This is a genomic window from Rhizobacter sp. P5_A1, assembly GCF_056400745.1.
In genome coordinates this window covers 129,598-145,138 of sequence record NZ_JBFUKR010000009.1, presented here as the reverse complement: position 1 = coordinate 145,138, position 15,541 = coordinate 129,598, and the positions used below count along the sequence as shown (strand labels likewise).

The window sequence follows — 15,541 nt, the reverse complement described above, 5'->3', positions numbered from 1 at the left end:
AGCGATAGTCGCGCAACGCCTACCCCCACGAACCGACCCGAGATCCGCATGAGCACTTCAGATTCGATGCTGAACGGCGAACCCACGACGCAGGCGCTGCAAGGTCTGCGCATCATCGAAATGGGGCAATTGATCGCCGGCCCGTTCGCCGCCAAGACGCTCGGCGACTTCGGCGCCGACGTGATCAAGATCGAGCCCCCCGGCAGCGGCGATCCGCTGCGCAACTGGCGCCTGCTGCAGGATGGCACCTCCGTGTGGTGGCAGGTCCAGTCGCGCAACAAGCGCTCGATCGCGCTCGATCTGCGCGAGCCCGCAGGGCAAGAGATCGCGCGGCGCCTGATCGCCGACGCAGACGTGCTGATCGAGAACTTCCGCCCAGGAACGCTCGAAGGCTGGGGGCTCGGCTACGAAGCGCTGGCCGAAGTCAACCCCGGCCTGGTGATGCTGCGCATCTCCGGCTACGGCCAGACCGGCCCGTACCGAGACCTGCCCGGGTTCGGCGCGATCGGCGAGGCGATGGGCGGGCTGCGCTACCTGACCGGCGAGCCGGGCCGGGTGCCGGTGCGCTGCGGCGTCTCGATCGGTGACACGCTGGCGGCGCTGCACGGCACGATCGGCGTGCTCACGGCGCTGTACCACCGCAAGGTCAACGGCGGCAAGGGTCAGGTGATCGATGTGGCACTGCACGAAGCGGTCTTCAACGTGATGGAAAGCCTGATCCCGGAGTACAGCGCCTTCGGTGCGGTGCGCGAGCCTGGCGGCAGCGCGCTGCCCGGGATCGCGCCATCGAATGCCTATCGCTGCACCGACGGGTACGTGCTGATCGCGGGCAACGGCGACAGCATCTTCAAGCGGCTGGTGCAGGCGATCGGAGGCGATGACCTCGGTTCAATGCCCGAACTCGCCGACAACGCCGGGCGCGTCGCGAACGTCGCGATGGTGGACGGCGCGATCGAGGCGTGGACACAGGCGCGCAGCGTCGATGACGTGCTCCGGACTCTCGCCGGCGCGCATGTTCCGGTCGGCAAGGTCTACAGCGCGAAGGACATCGCCGAGGACCCGCACTACCAGGCGCGCGAGATGATCCTGCGCCAGCGGACCCGCGACGGCCACGAACTCGATGTGCCGGGTGTCGTGCCGAAGCTGCTCGGCACGCCGGGCGGCGTGCGCTCGTCGGCACCCGGGCTCGGCGACGACACCGACGGCGTGTTGCGCGGGCTCGGGCTGCCGGACGGAGAAATCGCTGCGTTGCGCGCACGCAAGGTGGTCGCTTGAACACCCGCAACGACCCGTCGAATCACATCTGGAGCCGTTGCTTGTCTTGCAGCCGCGCGGCTTCCCAGGCCTGCGCCGCGGCCAGATCGGCGCTGAGAGCGCGCGCTTCGTCGGCGGCGTCGCGCAGGCGCTGGTGCAGGGCAGCGGTCTTTTCGTTCGAACCGATCGTTTCGGTGCGAGCTTCGACCGGTTCGGCGACCGCGGCGGGCGCCGACCCCGCGTCGAGCGCGGCCGTGATGCGCGCCAGGTGCGCGGCGAGCAAGGGCCGGGCCTGTTCGGCGGGCAGCGCCTGCGGCTGCTCGCGCCAGGTGCGCATGCCGCCGAGCTGCGCGAGCAGGCGGTAGCTGCGCAGCTGCACGCGCTCGAGCAGGTCGAGCGGCGGCTGCACCGAGCGCGGCTCGGCCTGCGCGCGCTGCGCGGCGAGCGCGATCGCGGCGAGGCTGTCGTGCACCTCGCGGCGCGCGAGGCGCCAGTCGGCATCGGCGCTCGCGAGCGCGTCGCCGCCGAGTGCCGCCTGCGCATGCTGGAGTTGCGCCTTGCGCAGCCGGATCAGCAGCGTCGGCAGCTGGCGTCGCTCCCAGGCCGGCAGCACATAGCTGAAGGCCCAGGCGAGTGCCGTGCCGATCAGCGTGTCGGCGAGGCGCTCGAACAGCGCGAACTCGCCCGCCGTGTGCAGCAGATGGCCCTGGATCAGCGCGAGCACGGTCGCGGCCGTCGCGGCGACGAGGTAGCGCACCTGTGCGAAGCCATGCGCGATGCCGGCGCCGAGCGCGAGCACGAGGAACTGCACCGGCACGCTCGGGTGCAGGCTCAGGATGGCGGTGACCAGCACGCAGCCGAGCAGCGTGCCGAGCAGCCGCGCGTTGCGGCGCTCGATCGTCTGCGCGAGGTTGGTGCGCATCACGACGGCGATCGTCAGCAGGATCCACTGCGGATGCGCGGCCCACGGCAGGTGCAGGCCGACCGTGTAGCCGACGAGCAGCGCGACCGCGACGCGCAGCGCATAGCGCAACACCGGCGAGTGGCCGTTCATCGCGCGCCGCAGCGGCGCGATCGGCCAGCGCATCGAGGTGCGAAAGCGCGGCCAGTGGCGCGCGCGCTCGTCGAGCTCGAGGCTCGGATCGATGTGGCCGCGCGCGGCGAGCTGCAGCAGACCATGCATCTCGGTGCGCATCGCGTCGACCGCGCCGCGCAGTGCAGGGGGTGCGGCGCCCGGCGCAGCGGCCGCGCGGCGCGAGAACGACGCGGCGAGGTCGGCCGGCAACTCGCCCGCTGTGAACAGCGCCCAGCAGACGCGGTCGAGGTGCGCGCCGAGATCGGCCCACAGCGCTTCGAGCGCGAGCACCTGCGCGAGCGTGGGCTGCGGGCCGCCGCGCGTCGGCTGCATGTCGAGTTCGAGTTCGCAGGCGAGCGCCTGCTCGCGCAGGCGAATCGCGGCGATCAGCAGGCCGGTCAGGCGCAGCTCGCGCGCCGTGGCGGGCCGGTCGAGCACGAGGTCGCGCGCGGTTTGCAGCTTGTCGGCGAGCGCGGCTTGTTCGCCGAGCAGCGCGCGCAGCTGGTTCTCGCGCCGGTCGCCGGTCGCGACGAGGCGCGCGCCTTGCTGGCGCAGCATCGTCGCGAGTTCATTGATCGCCTCGGCCAGCGCCAGCGTGCGAAAGCGCAGGTTCAGGATGCGCGCGCTGAACACCGCCCAGGCCGCATAGAGCAGCGCGCCGAGCTCGAACCAGGCCACGTGCGTCAGCGCCGCGCGCCAGTCGGCCGGCGGCTCGGTCGACATCGCGAACACGACCGCCAGCACGAGCGCGAAGCCGAGCGGCGCACCGCGCAGACCCCAGGCGGTGCCGAGCATGCCGATGAAGCCGCCGATGCCGACCAGCGCACCGATCAACGCGGTCGAATACGCTGGCACGAGATGCGCGAGCTGCACGGCGAGCGTCATCGGCGCGGCCAGCCACAGCGCCGGCGCGATCTGGCGCAGCTTGCCGCGCGCCGGCGCGGTCTGGTCGCCGATGCTCGTGATCAGCATGCCGACCGAGGCCGAGGCCGCGACCACCGGCCCGCCGAGCACGAAGATCGGTACCGACAGCAAGGCCAGCCCGAAGCCGACCGACAGGCCGTTCAGCACGCGGTGGCCGAGCAGCAGGCGCAGCCACACCGAGTGCCGCAGCGAGGGGATCGCCTCCAGGTTCAGCGGCGGCATCGGCAGGCTGCGGCGGGAGGGCGGCGCGTCGGCGGCGTGCTCAGAACGGCGCGTCGCCTCCGCGCGGCGAGCGCGCACGCGGGGGCTTGCGATCGGCATCGGCCGCGGCCTGCTTCTCGCGCGCCATGCTCTCCTTGCTGATGCGCGTCGCGGCCTTCTTGACCGGTGCGACCGGCACCGGTGCGGCCGGCGTTTCGGGGTCGCGCTCGATCGTGACGCCGGCGGCGAGCGCGTCCTCGGGCGTCAGGCCGAGCGTGGTCTCGGCGCCGGCGAGCGCGTCGGCCGCGATCACGCGCGAGAACGGGTGCAGCAGGCCGACGAGCTGGCCGTAGATCTTCGGGCTGCCGGCAACGACTTCGCGCTGGTAGAGATAGTCGGCCTCGCCGGTGAAGTTGCCGATCAGGCCGCCGGCCTCGGTGACGAGCAGGGCCCCGGCCGCGATGTCCCAGGGGCTCAGGCCGGTCTCGAAGAAGCCGTCGGTGTAGCCGGCCGCGACGTAGCACAGGTCGAGCGCGGCCGAGCCCGGGCGGCGCAGCCCGGCGCACGCCGGCATGATCGCCTCCATCATCTGCAGGTAGCGCTTGAAGTTGTCGCCCTTGCGGAACGGGAAGCCGGTGGCGATCAGCCCGTCGGCGAGGCGGATGCGCTTCGAGACGCGCAGGCGCCGGTCGTTCAGGAACGCGCCGCGCCCCTTCGATGCGTAGAAGAGGTCATTGCGCGTCGGGTCGTAGACGACGGCCTGCTGGACCTGGCCGCGGAACGCGAGCGCGATCGAGACCGAGTAGACCGGGAAGCCGTGGATGAAGTTGGTGGTGCCGTCGAGCGGATCGATGATCCAGACGAACTCGCTGTCTTTCGCGCCGTGGGTGCGCCCCGATTCTTCGGCGAGGATGCCGTGGCCCGGATAGGCGCCGAGCAGCGTCTCGATGATGGCCGCCTCGGCCTTGTGGTCGACCTCGGTGACGAAGTCGTTCGCCGACTTGGTCGTGATCTTCAGCAGGTCGAGGTCGAGCGAGGCCCGGTTGATGATCGCCCCGGCGCTGCGAGCCGCCTTGATCGCGGTGTTGAGCATGGGGTGCAAAGCTTGGGACATGGCTGACCTATCGAAGGCGGGATTGAATCGGGGGGCGACGGGGAAAAAGAGCGGTGCGGCGGACGGACCGCTGCGGATAATCGGCATTTTACCCGCGACCCCTGGCCGTGCCGGACTCACCCGATCCTCTGCTCGAACCCAACGACACGCGCTTCGTGCTGATCGGTACCAGCCACCCGGGCAATGTCGGCGCCGCGGCCCGCGCGATCAAGGTCATGGGCTTCACCGACCTCGTGCTGGTCGCGCCGCGCTTCGCCGATGTGCTCCAGCAGGCCGAGGCGCACGCGATGGCGAGCGGGGCAACCGATGTGCTGGAGCGCGCGCGCGTCGTGCCCACGCTCGCCGATGCCCTGGACGGCATCAACTACACCTGCGCGACCGCGATGACACCGCGCGATTTCGGGCCACCGACACGCGCGCCACGCGAGCTGTTCGCCGAGCTCGCCGCGAGCACGCAGCGAGTCGCGTTCGTGTTCGGGTCCGAGCGCTTCGGCATGAGCAACGACGACGTGTACCGCTGCCATGTCTGCCTGAGCATCCCGACGCTGCCCGAGTACGGCTCGCTGAACCTCGCGCAGGCGGTGCAGCTGCTGGCCTATGACTGGCGCCAGGCGCTCGGCGGGTTCCCGGTCGAGCCGCGCACCGTCGACGCGCGGCGTGCCGACGACACCGCGGTGCAGGGCCTGCTCGACCACTGGAAACAGACGCTGGTCGACATCGGTTTTCTCGACCCGGCGGTGCCCCGCAAGCTGATGCCGCGCCTGCGCCAGCTGCTGAACCGTGCGCAACTGACCGACGAGGAGGTGCACATCCTGCGCGGCGTTGCCCGCGCCGTCGACAGGGCGCGCCGCTGAGCGGGCAGCGCGTTCGGGGCGCAGCGGCTAAACTGGCCCGCAACCCACTCACCGGATTGCCCATGTTCCAGCGGCTGCGCGAAGACATCGCCTGCATCCTCGAGCGCGACCCCGCGGCGCGCAGCGCGTGGGAGGTGCTGACCTGCTATCCCGGCCTGCATGCGCTGGTGCTGCACCGGCGCGCGCACTGGTTCCGCGTCCACGGTCTGCACTGGCTGGCGCGCTTTACTTCGCATGTCGCACGCTTCGTGACCGGCATCGAGATCCATCCCGGCGCAACGATCGGCCGGCGCGTCTTCATCGACCACGGCATGGGCGTGGTCGTCGGCGAGACCGCCGAGATCGGCGACGACTGCACGATCTACCAGGGCGTGACCTTGGGCGGCACCTCGCTCGCGAAGGGCGCGAAGCGCCATCCGACATTGGGCCGCGGCGTGATCGTCGGCGCGAACTCGCAGGTGCTCGGCGGCTTCACGGTCGGCGACGGCGCCCGGGTCGGCTCGAACGCGGTGGTGCTGAAAGAAGTGCCGCCCGGTGCGACGGCGGTCGGCAACCCGGCCCGCGTGCTGCAGAAGGAAGCCGACGCGGTGCGCGAGGCTGCCGCCGCGAAGATGGGCTTCTCGGCCTACGGCATCACGCAGGGCGACGATCCGATGTCGCACGCGATGAAGGGCTTGATCGACAACGCTTCCGGCCACGAGCACCAGATCGCATTGCTGTGGCAGGCGATCGAGAAGCTGTCGTCACGCTCGCGCGAGCTGCCGACGCCCGACTGCGTGCCGGCCGATGCGCACACGACCGAGCAGTTCGACGCCGAGCGCTTCAACCAGCTGGTGAAGTGACAGCCTGCGGGTCGCCCCGCGCAGCGTCAGAACAGCAGGATCAGCAGCGGCAGCAGCAGGCCCAGGCCCGACCAGTCGCGCGGCACGTCGACCATCAGCTTGTCGCTGTACGGCGTGACGAAGCCATCGGGCTCGACGCTGCGGTAGCGGAAGTAGTAGCGCCCACCGCTCGACGGCAGCGGCAGGGTCCACTCGGATGCGGAAACCTCGCTGCGCGCGACGATCTGCGCGAACTCGAGGTCACGCGCGAACTCGACCTGCTGACGATCCTCGGCCCGGCCGCTCCACCGGAACACGAGTGCATCGCCATCGACCGCGCGCTCGACCTTGGCCGGCTCGGGCGTGGGCCGCAGCTCGAAACGCTGCGGGTCGCCGAACGGGCCGTGGTCGCCGCTCGGTCGCACGCTGGCCAGGCGCCAGTAGTACGCGCCCGCGGACGGCATGTCGCTGCGCAGCGTCGCGTCGTCGAGGTTGTCGCGGTCCTGCACGATGCGGCTGAATGCGGCATCTTCGGCGACCTGCAGCCGCGCGCGCGGCGCGTCGACGTTTGGCGCCCACGCGAATTCGACGGCGCCGACCGCCTGCTTCGCATTCGAGCGCGGCGCACGGTACGCGGGTGGTTCGGGGCGCGCCTTCAGGACGAACGGGCGCGTCGCGTCGAGGCCCTCGATGCCTTGCGTATCGATGCGGCGTGCGCGCAGAAACCACTGCGCGTCATCGAGGCCGGCCACGCGCAGCTCGCTGCCGGCGGCGACCTGCTGGTCATTGACGATGCGGTCGAAGGCCGGGTCGGCGGCGACCTGCACGCGCAGCGGCGCCGCATCGCCAGGCAACACGAAGCGCACGATCGGTCGCTCGAAGCGCTCAGGCAGTGCCGACAAGTCAGGCGCGCCAAGCAGCGGCGCGATGACCGAGGTGTTCGCGCCGATCCCGACCGAGGCACCGAAGCCGCTGCGCAGATCGGTGCCGGTCGTGCCGTTCGCGGCGTCGAAGCGCACGCTGCCTTCGAGCACCTCGGCGTGCGTGCGCTGGTTCGCGCCGGCGTCGAAGGCGACGCGGTAGCGCGTGCCGCGCACCCCGACCACCGCGGTCGGCGTGACGACCTCGAGCGGCTTCGCGCGCAGCACCTTGGTCGCGAAAACCTCGACCGAACCGCGCAGCACGCGCATCGTGCCGGCGAACCAGTGGCTCGGCGCGTTCGCGGCCGCGGCTTCTTCCGCCGTCGCGGCGGCGGTCGCCGGCAGGCGCCCGCCGTAGCTGCGACTCGCCGCGACCTGGGCCAGACTCGACGGCGGCACCCGCACGCGCGAACCGTCAGCCAGCGCGATCACCGCGGAGCCGCCCGGGCCGGTCTGCACCGACTGGCCCTCGGCCAACGTGGCGCCGGAAGCGGCCGGCGCATCGCCCGCGCGCACGTCGCCGGTCGCGCTGACCAGCGTCGCGCCGACCGCGTCGCCGCGCAGCAGCCGCACCGGGATCATCAGGCGCTGACCGGGCAGGATGCGGTTCGCGTCCGGCAGCTTGTTGATACGCGCGACCTCGCGCCACGCGCGCGGTGAGTTCAGCACGCTGCTCGACAGGCCGATCAGCGTGTCGGCCCGAACCACGACGAACTCGATCATCGTGTCAGCGGCGCGGGCGGCTGTTGCCAGCCCTGCGATCAGCACAGCGGCGAGCCATGTGCGCGCGAGTTTCGGGTGCACAGCGGAGTAGGTCATCGCGGAACTTTCAGGGGGCCGGCGCGGGACGCTGGGCCGACTTCGGCCGAAACGCCTTGCACACCGAAGGATCGGTCTCGATGTACGGGCCGCCGATCAGGTCGACGCAATACGGCACGGCCGCGAAGATGCCGGGCACCGGCGCGGACGCCGAACCGGCGGCCGCCGGCAGCCCGGCGAGCGTCTCGGCGATCGCTTTCGGCTGACCCGGCAGATTGATGATCAGCGCCTTGCCGCGGATCACCGCGACCTGCCGCGACAGGATCGCGGTCGGGACGAACGCGAGGCTGATCTGGCGCATCTGCTCGCCGAACCCGGGCATCACCCTGTCCGCCACCGCCAGCGTCGCCTCGGGTGTCACGTCGCGCGGCGCCGGGCCGGTGCCGCCGGTCGTCAGCACCAGATCGCAGCGCTGACGGTCGATCAGATCGATCAACGCGGCGCTGATGTCGGCTTGTTCGTCGGCGATCAACCGCGTCTCCCAGTGAATCGGATTGCGCACCGCCGCGCCCAGCCATGACTGCAGCGCGGGAATGCCCTGGTCCTGGTAAACGCCGGCCGAGGCGCGGTCGCTGACCGACACCAGGCCGATGCGGACCGATTCGTGGGCACTCATTCGAGGGGGTGCTCCTTGATGAACTGGAACAGCTCGCGGAATGCGCGGCCGCTGCGCTTCTCGGGCGCCAGCGCGGCATCCTTGCGGGCGGCGCGGATCAGGCTGCGCAGCTGTTGCACGTCGGTGCCGGGGTGCGCGCCGATCCAGCGCGTGGCCGCGTCGTCGTCGGCGATCAGCTCGGCGCGCCAGCGTTCGGCCTGATGCAGCGCGAGCGAATCCTTCGCGCGGCCGAGCTGCATGTCGGTCACGGCCTGGCGGATCGGCTCGACGTCGTGGTTGCGCATCAGCTTGCCGATGTATTGCATCTGGCGGCGCCGGCCCTCGAAGCTCTTGGTCTTCTTGTACTGCCGGATCGCGTCGAGCAGGATCTCGGCGATGCCCAGGCCATCGAGCCGTGCATCCGGCAGTGCCACGACCGCCTCGCCCAGCGCCTGCAGTTCGTGCGAGACCTGCTTCATGCGCGTCTTGCTCGGTCGATCGTCGAACGAGAAGACGGGCGACGGCGGGGGCGCGTCGGCGTCGGGAGTGTCGGGCAACGAAGTCATCGAGGGCGAGGGCGCAGCCGAGGCGGCGCCGCGGAACAGGGGCTCGGTATCATAGTCGCGCATCCGCGCACGCCGCCCCGGCGGCCGCGCTCCTACCGGTCACACGCGCACCCATGCCTTCTTCCTCCCAGCCTTCGGCAACACCCTTGTCCGGCTTCGCCTATGCCCCGGCGCAGTTCCAGCAGCATGTCGAAGACGCGCTGAAGCTCGCCCGAGCGCTGGGCGCGAGCGACGCGGCGGTCGAGGTCTCCGAAGGCATCGGGCTCTCGGTCTCGATCCGCAAGGGCGAGACCGAGAACGTCGAGCGCAACCGCGACAAGTCGATGGGCATCACGGTCTACATCGGGCAGCGGCGCGGCAACGCGAGCACCTCCGACTTCTCGCCCGCGGCGCTCGAGCAGACGGTGCGCGCCGCGCATGACATCGCGCGTTTCACCGCCGAAGACACCGCGGCCGGCCTGCCCGACACGCAGGACATGGCGATGGGCGTCGACGCGCAGCGCGACCTCGATCTGTTCCATCCGTGGGGCATCGACGCCGAGCGCGCGCTGAAGATGGCGTTGAAATGCGAGGCCGCGGCCTTCGCGGTCGACAAGCGCGTCACGAATTCCGAAGGCGCCGGCGTGTCGGCGCAGCAATCGCACTTCTTCGCCGGCAACAGCCGCGGCTTTCGCGGCGGCTACGCGAGCTCGCGGCACTCGCTGTCGGTCGCGCCGATCGCGTCGCTGCCGGGCAAGCGCGGCGACGACATGCAGCGCGACGCCTGGTACACCTCGATGCGCTCGGCCGTCGAGATGGCCTCGCCGGAGGCGGTCGGGCGCTACGCGGCGGAGCGCGCGCTGTCGCGCTTGAAGTCGCGCAAGATCAAGACTTGCGAGGTGCCGGTGCTGTTCGAGTCCTCGCTGGCCGCCGGGCTGCTCGGCGCTTACGTGCAGGCGACCAGCGGCGGTGCGCTGTACCGCAAGTCGAGCTTCCTGCTCGACAGCCTGGGCAAACAGGTGCTGCCCGAGCACATCGACATCCACGAAGACCCGCACCTGCCACGTGGCAAGGGCAGCGCGCCGTTCGACGACGAAGGCGTGCTGACGAAGCCGCGCGATGTCGTGCGCGGCGGCGTCGTGCAGGGCTACTTTCTGTCGACCTACTCGGGCCGCAAACTCGGCATGCGCACGACCGGCCACGCCGGCGGTTCGCAGAACCTGAAGCTGACGAGCCGGCTCACGCAGCCCGGCGACAACCTCGACGCGATGCTCGCGAAACTGCACCGCGGCCTGTTCGTGATCGAGCTGATGGGCCAGGGCGTGAACTACGTGACCGGCGACTATTCGCGCGGCGCCGCGGGCTTCTGGGTCGAGAACGGCCGCCTGCAGTATCCGGTGCACGAGATCACGATCGCCGGCAACCTGCGCACGATGTTCAAGGGCATCCAGGCGGTCGGCGCCGATGTCTACACGATGGGCAGCAAGACGATCGGCTCGGTGCTGATCGATCGGCTGAAGATCGCCGGTCTCTGAGAGCGTGAAAGGCCGTCCGGCCTGAGGCCGACGGGGGAAACCCGGTGCGGCGGGCGCAGGTCCGACTCCTAGAATCCCGCGTGTCCATTTCCCCGGGCACGCGCCCACCTCTTCAGGAGATCCATTCATGGAACGTCGTTCCTTCGTCCGCAGTGCAGGTATCGCGGGCGTGCTGGCCGCCGGCGCCGCGCCGGCCATCGTGCACGCCCAGGCCGCCATTCGCTGGCGCATGGCGTCGAGCTTTCCGAAAGCCGCAGACATCATCTACGGCGGCGCCGACGTGTTCGCCAAGCGGATGAGCGACATGACCGGCGGCAAGTTCCAGATCAGCGTGCACGGGCCCGGCGAGCTGATGCCGGCCTTCGGCGTCGTCGATGGCGTTCAGGCGGCCACGGTCGAGATGGCGCACACGGCGCCGTACTACTTCTTCGGCAAGGATCCGACCTTCGCGCTCGGCTGCGCGATCCCGTTCGGCCTGAACTCGCGCCAGATGACGGCGTGGATGTACGAAGGCAACGGCCTGAAGCTGATGCGCGAGTTCTACGCCAAGTACAACATCATCAATTTCCCGGGCGGCAACACGGGCGCGCAGATGGGCGGCTTCTTCCGCAAGCCGATCATGTCGCTGGCCGACATCAAGGGCCTCAAGTTCCGCATCGGCGGCTTCGGCGGCAAGGTCGTCGAGCGCATCGGTGGCGTGCCGCAGAACATCCCCGGCGGCGAGATCTACCAGGCGCTGGAGAAGGGCACGATCGACGCGGCCGAATGGATCGGTCCCTACGACGATGAGAAGCTGGGGCTGAACAAGATTGCGCCCAATTACGGTTATCCGGCGTGGTGGGAGGGCGGCCCGCAGCTCGACTTCTTCATCAACGACAAGGCCTACAACGCGCTGTCGACCGAGTACAAGGCGATGATCGAAGTGGCGGCATCGCACGCCCACGTCGACATGCAGGCCAAGTACGACTCGCGCAACGCCGCCGCGCTCAAGCGGCTCGTCGCCAGCGGCACCAAGCTGTTCCGCTTCCCGAAGGACTTCATGGAAGCGGCCTTCAAGGAAGCGACGGCGCTGTACAGCGAGCTGTCCGCGAGCAATCCGTCGTGGAAGAAGGTCTACGAGGACTACGCGACCTTCCGGCGCGATTCCAACCTATGGTTTCGCTTCACCGAAGCCGGCTTCGACGACTTCATGCAGGCGCAGAAGCTCTAAGCGCGCTGACTTGCACAAAAAAAAGGGGCCCTCGGGGCCCCTTTTTCATGCGCGCGTGGCGCATGCGGCGGACGCCTACTTCTTCGCCTTGTCCTGCTCGTTGGCCCGGCGAATCGCCTCCATCGGGTCCTCAGGCGCGTCCTTCGTCTTGTCGTCGGCACCCGGCAGCGTGGGTTCGGGCTTCTGCGAGGCGCCCAGGCCGTTGTCGATCTGCTGCTGCAGCTGATCGAGGTTGCCCTCGGGCGCCTTGTTCGTGTCGCGCGTGACGATGCCCGGGAACGCGATGATCAGGCCGACCATCGCGATCTGGATGATCACGAACGGGATCGCGCCCCAGTAGATCTGCCCGGTCGTGATCTTCGCGATGGTCTTGCCGCTGATGCGGTCCTTGTAGTCATCGGTGGGCGCCACGCTGCGCAGATAGAACAGCGCGAAGCCGAACGGCGGGTGCATGAACGAGGTCTGCATGTTCACGGCCAGCAGCACGCCGAACCACACCGGATCGATGCCCAGCTTGATGGCCACCGGCCCGAGGAGCGGCACGACGATGAAGCTGAGCTCGAAGAAGTCGAGGAAGAACGCCAGCACGAAGATCAGGATGTTGACGACGATCAGGAAGCCGATCGCGCCGCCGGGCAAGCCGCCGAGCAGATGCTCCACCCACTTCGAGCCGTCGACCGCCTGGAACGACAGGCTGAAGACGGTCGAGCCGACCAGGATGAAGACCACGAAGCACGACAGCTTCATCGTCGCGTCCATGGCCTGGCGCAGCAGCCGCATGTCGATGCGCTTGCGGGCCAGCGCCATCGACAACGCGCCGACCGCGCCCATCGCACCGCCCTCGGTCGGCGTGGCCACGCCCAGGAAGATCGTGCCGAGCACCAGGAAGATCAGCCCGAGCGGCGGGATCAGCACGAAGGTGACGCGCTCGGCCATGCGCGACAGCAGGCCGAGCTTGAGGGTCTTGTTGACGACCGCGAGCACGAAGGCCGTGCCGACTCCCACACACATCGACACGACGATCAGTTCATCGGTCGGTGTCGAGGCCGGGCGGGTCTTCGCGAACAGGATGGCCAGCGCCGTCGAGGCCACGAACAGCACGCCCAGCGAGCGCAGCCCCGGCGAGCCGTTGTCTTCGCGGATCGTGCGTGCCTCGGCGGGCAGGGCAGGCACGTAGCTCGGCTTGACGAGGCTCACGACCAGCACGTAGGCGAGATAGAAGCCGGTCAGCACGAAGCCGGGGACGAACGCGCCCTTGTACAGATCGCCCACGCTCTGGCCGAGCTGGTCGGCCATGATGATCAGCACCAGCGATGGCGGGATGATCTGCGCCAGCGTGCCCGACGCCGCAATCACGCCGGACGCCACGCGCCGGTCGTAACCCGTTCGCAGCATGATCGGCAGCGAGATCAGGCCCATCGCGATGACCGAAGCCGCGACCACGCCGGTGGTGGCCGCGAGCATCGCGCCCACCAGGATCACGGCATAGGCCAGACCGCCCCGCACCGGGCCGAACAACTGACCGATGGTGTCGAGCAGGTCTTCGGCCATGCCCGATCGTTCGAGGATCAGGCCCATGAAGGTGAAGAACGGGATCGCCAGCAGCGTGTCGTTCTGCATGATGCCGAAGATGCGCAGCGGCAAGGCCTGCAGCAGCGTCGCGGGCATCAGGCCGAGCTCGACGCCGATGATGCCAAACAGCAGGCCGCAGGCGGCCAGCGAGAAGGCGACCGAATACCCGATCAGCAGGAAGACGATCAGCGCCCCGAACATGATCGGGGCCATGTAGGCCGACAGGAAGTCGATCATCGCGCGGCCCCTTCGGTTTCGGCGCGGATCAGATCGGCGAGCTCTTCCTCGGCCGTCTTCTCCTGCTTCTTCTTGGTCGGGTCGTCGATCCTGCCCTGCAGGAAGGCAATGCGCTTGATCAGCTCCGAGACGCCTTGCATCAGCAGCAGCGCGAAGCCCGCCGGAACCAGCGCGAACACCGGCCAGCGGATCAGGCCGCCGGCATTGGACGACATCTCGCCCGTCACATAGGCCTGAACCACCAGCGGCCAGACCAGCGTGATGACCTTGAAGCAGAACGGAAACAGGAACAGCACGATGCACGCGGCTTCGATCTTGATCTGCGTGCGCTTGCTGAATCGGCCCACGATCACGTCGATGCGCACATGCTCCTGGCGCAACATGGTGTAGCCGGCGGCGAGCAGGAAGACCGCCGCGAACAGATACCACTGGATTTCCAGGAATCCGTTCGAGCTCATGTTGAACAGCTTGCGCACCACCGCGTTGATGGCACTGATGAGCACCGCAGCGAGAATCAGCCACGCCACGGAGCGCCCGACGAATTCGCTGAATCGGTCGATCCAGCGCGAAACCTGAAGCAAGAACGGCACGGTGTCTCCCAGAGTTGCCGAGTGCGGGAACGTCGCGCGGACGCGCGCCCCGTCATGAACCGCGCGATTCTAGGGGGACGATTTGCGATCCTTGCGCGGTCTAACCCTGAGCACGCGCCGTCAAGCGCACGCGGTGGCCGCGTCGCTCAGCCGCCGCTGGCGGCGCGGTAGAGCTTGCCCGAGCGGGTGCCGCTGCGGCAGAAGGCGAGGATCGGCTTCGGCAGCTCCGCCAGCAGCTCGGCGAAACGTGCGATCTCTTCAGACGTCTGCACCGCGGGATGCACCGGCAGGAAGGCGTAGCGCAAACCTGCGGCGAGCGCCGCTGCCTCGATCGCGGCGTTGGTCGGCTGATCGGGGCCGCCCTCGAAGTCGGGTCGGTTGTTGACGACGCTCTTGAAGCCCGCCTGCGCGGCCCAGGCCATCGCGGCCGGATCGAGTTGCGGGGCGACGCAGACGTCGGCGTTGAGCTGCTGCACTTGCGGTGGGTTCATGGTGCGAGTGCCTTCTTGACGGCGGCGGAGACGAGCGCCATGTCGGCCTTGCCGGCCAGGCGCGCCTTGACGGCGGCCATGACCTTGCCCATGTCGCCGGGGCCCTTCGCGCCGACCTCGGCGACGATCGTGGCGACCTCGGCCGCGACCGCGTCGGCATCCATGCGCTTCGGCAGGTAGGCCTCGAGCACACTCAGCTCGGCACTCTCCTTCTCGACCAGGTCGGGCCGGTTGCCGGCCGTGAACTGGGCGATCGAATCCTTGCGCTGCTTCACGAGCTTGTCGATGATCGAGATCACGGCGGCGTCGTCGAGCACGATGCGCTCGTCGACCTCGCGCTGCTTGCAGGCGGCGAGCAGGCCGCGGATCGTCAACAGGCGCGCCGCGTCTTTCGCGCGCATGGCCGTCTTCATGTCTTCGGTGATCTGGTCTTTGAGGGTCATGGCAACTCCGATCGGCAAAAACGAAAAAGCCCGCGGTTCGCGGGCTTCCTGGGCATGACGAGCCCGTGGGGGCTCAGCGCCGCGAGATCAGAACAGCTTCTTCGGCAGCTGCATGCTGCGAACGCGCTTGAAGTGGCGCTTGACCGCGGCAGCCTTCTTGCGCTTGCGCTCGGCCGTGGGCTTCTCGTAGAACTCACGGGCGCGCAGGTCGGTCAGCAGGCCGAGCTTCTCGATGGTGCGCTTGAAGCGGCGCAGCGCCACGTCGAATGGCTCGTTTTCTTTGACGCGAATCGTAGTCATGTAAAAGGTTGATCCTGAAATGAATGCGCTCGGTGTCGGCA

15 protein-coding genes are annotated in these 15,541 nt (G+C 69.2%); 5 read left to right on the top strand and 10 right to left on the bottom strand.

All coding sequences use genetic code 11. The features are described 5' to 3' along the window. The first annotated feature begins 48 nt into the window (after nucleotides 1-48). Nucleotides 49-1,275, top strand: coding sequence for a CaiB/BaiF CoA transferase family protein (locus AC1DTW_RS12585; protein WP_477981475.1), 1,227 nt, complete (start codon nucleotides 49-51; stop codon nucleotides 1,273-1,275). 22 nt (nucleotides 1,276-1,297) lie between these two features. Here AC1DTW_RS12585 and AC1DTW_RS12580 read toward each other — a convergent pair whose 3' ends face one another. Beyond that, on the bottom strand, nucleotides 1,298-3,475 hold the full coding sequence (locus AC1DTW_RS12580; protein WP_477981474.1) for an FUSC family protein: 2,178 nt from the start codon (nucleotides 3,473-3,475) through the stop codon (nucleotides 1,298-1,300). Nucleotides 3,476-3,515: 40 nt separating this feature from the next. Next, nucleotides 3,516-4,568 (bottom strand): inositol monophosphatase family protein, encoded by a 1,053-nt coding sequence (locus AC1DTW_RS12575; protein WP_477981473.1) that lies wholly within the window; start codon nucleotides 4,566-4,568, stop codon nucleotides 3,516-3,518. Between the two features lie 107 nt (nucleotides 4,569-4,675). Between AC1DTW_RS12575 and AC1DTW_RS12570 the strand changes: the two genes are divergently transcribed. Together AC1DTW_RS12570 and cysE are read left to right on the top strand one after the other, a co-directional pair. Next, a complete protein-coding gene (locus tag AC1DTW_RS12570) occupies nucleotides 4,676-5,422 on the top strand; it encodes an RNA methyltransferase (RefSeq protein WP_477981472.1) in 747 nt (248 codons plus the stop codon). Nucleotides 5,423-5,484: 62 nt separating this feature from the next. Continuing rightward, complete coding sequence (cysE, locus tag AC1DTW_RS12565) at nucleotides 5,485-6,264, top strand: serine O-acetyltransferase (RefSeq protein WP_477981471.1); 780 nt, start codon at nucleotides 5,485-5,487, stop codon at nucleotides 6,262-6,264. Nucleotides 6,265-6,290: 26 nt separating this feature from the next. On the opposite strand, the gene AC1DTW_RS12560 is transcribed toward cysE, so the two are convergent. Genes AC1DTW_RS12560 through yjgA form a run of 3 tightly spaced genes read right to left on the bottom strand, consistent with a single transcriptional unit; the run spans nucleotide 6,291 to nucleotide 9,143 of the window. Beyond that, entirely contained in the window at nucleotides 6,291-7,982 is a 1,692-nt protein-coding gene (locus AC1DTW_RS12560; RefSeq protein WP_477981469.1) for a FecR family protein, read from the bottom strand. 10 nt (nucleotides 7,983-7,992) lie between these two features. Further along, on the bottom strand, nucleotides 7,993-8,598 hold the full coding sequence (gene mog / locus AC1DTW_RS12555; RefSeq protein ID WP_477981468.1) for a molybdopterin adenylyltransferase: 606 nt from the start codon (nucleotides 8,596-8,598) through the stop codon (nucleotides 7,993-7,995). Then, nucleotides 8,595-9,143 (bottom strand): ribosome biogenesis factor YjgA, encoded by a 549-nt coding sequence (yjgA, locus tag AC1DTW_RS12550; protein ID WP_477981467.1) that lies wholly within the window; start codon nucleotides 9,141-9,143, stop codon nucleotides 8,595-8,597. The genes mog and yjgA overlap by 4 nt, the downstream gene beginning before the upstream one ends. A gap of 113 nt (nucleotides 9,144-9,256) precedes the next feature. Between yjgA and pmbA the strand changes: the two genes are divergently transcribed. Together pmbA and AC1DTW_RS12540 are read left to right on the top strand one after the other, a co-directional pair. Next, nucleotides 9,257-10,657: a metalloprotease PmbA gene (gene pmbA / locus AC1DTW_RS12545; protein ID WP_477981466.1), complete on the top strand. Its 1,401-nt coding sequence runs from the start codon at nucleotides 9,257-9,259 to the stop codon at nucleotides 10,655-10,657. A gap of 127 nt (nucleotides 10,658-10,784) precedes the next feature. Beyond that, entirely contained in the window at nucleotides 10,785-11,867 is a 1,083-nt protein-coding gene (locus AC1DTW_RS12540) for a TRAP transporter substrate-binding protein (protein ID WP_477981465.1), read from the top strand. 75 nt (nucleotides 11,868-11,942) lie between these two features. On the opposite strand, the gene AC1DTW_RS12535 is transcribed toward AC1DTW_RS12540, so the two are convergent. The 5 genes from AC1DTW_RS12535 to rpsU form a co-directional block, all read right to left on the bottom strand. Continuing rightward, nucleotides 11,943-13,676, bottom strand: a complete 1,734-nt coding sequence (locus AC1DTW_RS12535) for a TRAP transporter large permease (RefSeq protein WP_477981463.1) — start codon at nucleotides 13,674-13,676, stop codon at nucleotides 11,943-11,945. Next, nucleotides 13,673-14,266 (bottom strand): TRAP transporter small permease subunit, encoded by a 594-nt coding sequence (locus AC1DTW_RS12530; RefSeq protein WP_477981461.1) that lies wholly within the window; start codon nucleotides 14,264-14,266, stop codon nucleotides 13,673-13,675. Before AC1DTW_RS12530 ends, AC1DTW_RS12535 begins: the two co-directional genes overlap by 4 nt. A 146-nt stretch (nucleotides 14,267-14,412) precedes the next feature. Then, complete coding sequence (locus tag AC1DTW_RS12525; RefSeq protein WP_477981460.1) at nucleotides 14,413-14,757, bottom strand: protein tyrosine phosphatase family protein; 345 nt, start codon at nucleotides 14,755-14,757, stop codon at nucleotides 14,413-14,415. Beyond that, the gene (locus tag AC1DTW_RS12520; protein ID WP_477981458.1) at nucleotides 14,754-15,200 is read right to left on the bottom strand and encodes a GatB/YqeY domain-containing protein; all 447 of its coding nucleotides are present in this window, start codon (nucleotides 15,198-15,200) and stop codon (nucleotides 14,754-14,756) included. Before AC1DTW_RS12520 ends, AC1DTW_RS12525 begins: the two co-directional genes overlap by 4 nt. Before the next feature lie 87 nt (nucleotides 15,201-15,287). Continuing rightward, complete coding sequence (rpsU, locus tag AC1DTW_RS12515; RefSeq protein ID WP_056468472.1) at nucleotides 15,288-15,500, bottom strand: 30S ribosomal protein S21; 213 nt, start codon at nucleotides 15,498-15,500, stop codon at nucleotides 15,288-15,290. Between the last annotated feature and the right edge of the window lie 41 nt (nucleotides 15,501-15,541).